The organism is Streptomyces phytophilus (assembly GCF_013870535.1).
GTDB lineage: Bacteria > Actinomycetota > Actinomycetes > Streptomycetales > Streptomycetaceae > Streptomyces > Streptomyces phytophilus.
The window spans coordinates 1-3,238 of the sequence record NZ_JACBXC010000682.1 but is presented as its reverse complement, the minus strand read 5'-3'; the positions used below and the strand labels follow the sequence as shown (position 1 = coordinate 3,238).

General features: G+C 73.8%; 2 protein-coding genes. Both read right to left on the bottom strand.

What is annotated here, in order from left to right:
- Nucleotides 1-20: 20 nt before the first annotated feature.
- Nucleotides 21-1,535, bottom strand: coding sequence for a CehA/McbA family metallohydrolase domain-containing protein (locus H5J30_RS23485; RefSeq protein WP_181789360.1), 1,515 nt, complete (start codon nucleotides 1,533-1,535; stop codon nucleotides 21-23).
- Between the two features lie 196 nt (nucleotides 1,536-1,731).
- A complete protein-coding gene (locus H5J30_RS23480) occupies nucleotides 1,732-2,973 on the bottom strand; it encodes an MFS transporter (protein ID WP_181789359.1) in 1,242 nt (413 codons plus the stop codon).
- Nucleotides 2,974-3,238 lie beyond the last annotated feature (265 nt).

Here is a 3,238-nt window from a genome sequence, read left to right as displayed (position 1 = left end):
ACCGCGCGCGCCGGCGCCCCCTAACGGACGTCGACGAACACCGGGTTGGAGTAGAACCACAGGTCCTCCCACGGGCTCTCCAGCCCGTCCGCCGCCGGCTCGGCCTCGTCCGTGCCCGTACCGCGTACGCGCGCGTACATGTCGCCGTCCACGTCCCGCAGGGTGTGCCGGATGACGTAGTCCTTGCCCTGGCGCCGCCAGTCGCCGGGGCCGAAGCGGGCGGCGACCTTGGTGGTCGGGTTGGTGTCCGCGTCGCGGTCGGCACTCGGGCCCGTGATGCTGCCGGTGATGAGGTCGACGCGGCGCACCTCGGGGCGGTCGCCGTTGCCGTTCTTGCCGTCCAGCGGGCGGAAGCGGATCTCGATCTCCACGTCCGTGCGGCCCCGGCCGCTGACGGTCAGCGTCTCGCCCATGGCCGCGCTGCGGCCGCGGTTGCCCGCCGTGAGGTCGAGGGAGGTGATGAGGTCGCCGGTGCCCACCCAGACGCGGCCGTTGCGCAGGCCGTCCATGACGTCCGCGTAGTCCTGCCGCGCCAGCACGTACGTCTTGCTGTACTCGCCCGGCCAGAAGTCCGAGCCGCCGCGCGTCCAGTGCACGTGCGAGTCCGAGGTGGCGGTGATCCACCAGCGCCGGCCCTCGCCGAGGAGCGAGTCCCACAGGCCGCCGAGGCGGGCGGTCATCTGGTCGAAGCCGCCGTACGTGGGGTGGTTGCCGTAGCCGCCGCGGGCGCCGCCGACGAGGGGGCCGGCCTGGTGGCCCGGGGCGCCCTCGAAGCCGACGTAGACGTCCGGGGCGACGTCGTTGCCGTTGCGGAACTCGCGCGGCGTGTCCTGGCCGTAGACGCCGAGACCGGTCGCCGACCGCGCGGCGTGGTGGGCGATCACCAGCGGCTTGCGGTCGGCGGTGTCCGCGGCCTTGAGGAACTCGATCATCTTGGCCTCGGTGTCGCGGCCGGGGTCCGCGGGGAACGGGTCGAGCTTGGCGAACCGGCGCTCCAGCTCGTACAGCAGCTGCGCCTCCTCGCGGTGGTGCGGGATCATCAGGGTGTGGTGGTCGAGGGCGGGGGCGTCGAACTCCATCCCCCAGAACTGCAGCACCTCGGGCACGAGGACGCGCGAGCGCAGCAGGTCGGGGTAGGCCAGCTCCAGGTTGACCTTCGAGTGGGTCGGGCCGCCGTGGTCGGTGCACATCACCCAGGACAGGCCGAAGTGCTTGGCCATGATGGCGTTGGTGACGATGGGGTACACCGCGTCGGCGCCCTTGTGGAACGTGGGCGGGGTGGTCGACGTGTCGAACCTGCCGCTGTACTCGGAGTGCACGTGGTGGTCCCCGGCCCGCCAGGTGCGCCGCCGGTCGTTCCCGCGCCCGCCCCGGTCGTTCCGGGCGTCGTTGTCGTCGGCCGCCGCCTCACCGCTCACGACGAGCGGGCCGGCCGCCGCGAGCGTCGCCCCCACGCCGGCGTACCGGACGAGGCGGCGCCGTGAGATCCCGGTGCCCTCGGGGCCTTCGGCGCCTTCGATGTGTCCGTCGTTCATGATGCGGGCCTCTCCTTCGCGTTGCGGGGGGCGACCAGCGAGTTTCGACGGTGGAGCGGAACGGCGCGTGAACGGCGGTGCCGGGGGTGGGAAACAACAGATCACGCGGGGCGCGCCGCGGTCGGCGCACGGGCGCTTCCCGGGCGGTACGCGCGCGTACGTGTCGCTCCGCACCGCCCCTGGCCCGCGCGGAGCCTCAGGCCCCCGCGGCCCCCGCTGCCGCCCTCCCGGCCGTCAGCCGCCTCTCCAGCGGCCGTACCGCCACGCTCGCGACGAGCGCCAGGAGGCCGACGACCACCCACGGCAGCACCCGCTCCACGCCGTACAGGAGCCCGAAGAGGCCCGGCGTGACCATGTCCGCCGTCGCGAACGAGTACTGGAACGCCGCCAGGTACGTGCCCCGCGCCCCCTCCGGTGCGGCGTCCGCGGAGAGCGCGTTGGAGGCCGGCCCGTGCAGCATTTCCGCCGCCGCCCAGAGCAGCATCACCAGCGCCAGGTAGCCGACCAGCACCGGGCCGCGGGGCAGCAGGACCGCGAGCGCGATCGCCCCGCACCATGCCGCCCACGCCACCCCGCCCCAGGCCATCGCGCCCCCGCGGGAGGTGTGCCGGCGGATGCCCCGGGTGACCGCGGCGGTGGAGGTGGCGACGACGGCGGTGGTGAGGGTCAGAAAGGCGCCGACCGCCCAACCGGGCGCGTCCAGCCCGCGGACGACGTAGACGGGGGTGGCCACGGCGAGGAGGACGGTGCAGATGTTGAACAGCACGTTGACGCCGATCAGCGACAGATAGGCGCGGTTGCGGAGCAGGTGCCGCACACCGTCCGCGGGCTTCCCGGCAACGTCGTCCGCGGCCGGTCGCGGGCGGCTCCTGACGAAGACGGCGAGGGCGGCGGCGGCCAGGAGGAAGGACAGGGCGTTCGCCAGGATCATCCCCCGGTACGCGTTCTGCGAGGCGAGTCCCAGCAGCACCCCGGCGACCACGGTCCCGGCGCCGGTCCCGGCCGCGCGGATCATCGCGGTACGGGCGAACCACTGGTCCCGGGACCGGTCGTCGCCCTGCTCGGCGATGAGCGCGAAGACCGACGACCAGTACACGCGCAGCCCCGCCGACTCGACCAGCGCCGCGGCGAACAGCGAAGCCGGCCCGTCCACCGCCAGGTACAGCAGGAACCCGCCGGCCTGCAGCAGTTGCCCCGTGATCACCACCGGCCGCGGGCCGATGCGGTCCACGACCCGCCCGACCAGCAGCGGAAGCAGCAGCGCGCAGGCGGTCGCGGCGGTCATGAGCAGGCCGACGCGTGCCTCGGAGAGGTCGGTGGCGGCGAGGAAGTAGACCATGGACAGCGGCAGATAGAGCCCGGATCCGACGGCGTCGACCCCCAGCGCCGCCGGTATCGCCCAGGCCGCCCCGTCCCGCCCCCGAACCCCCTGCCGCATCCGCCCTCCGGTTCCCACCGACAGCTCCCGTCCGCCCACCGACGGCAAGTGCAACGTTGTAACCGCCACGACCGGCGAAGTCAACACGGTTTACGGGCCCGGTTAGCGTGTGCGTATGCCCGTACTCGACGCGCTCGACCGCTTCAACCGGCGGCATCCCTGGAGCCACAACGACCACTACGGCCCGTGGATCGCCCGGCGGGTGGCCGGGGCGGGCGCGCGGGACGTGCTGGACGTCGGGTGCGGGGCGGGGAACCTGATGGCA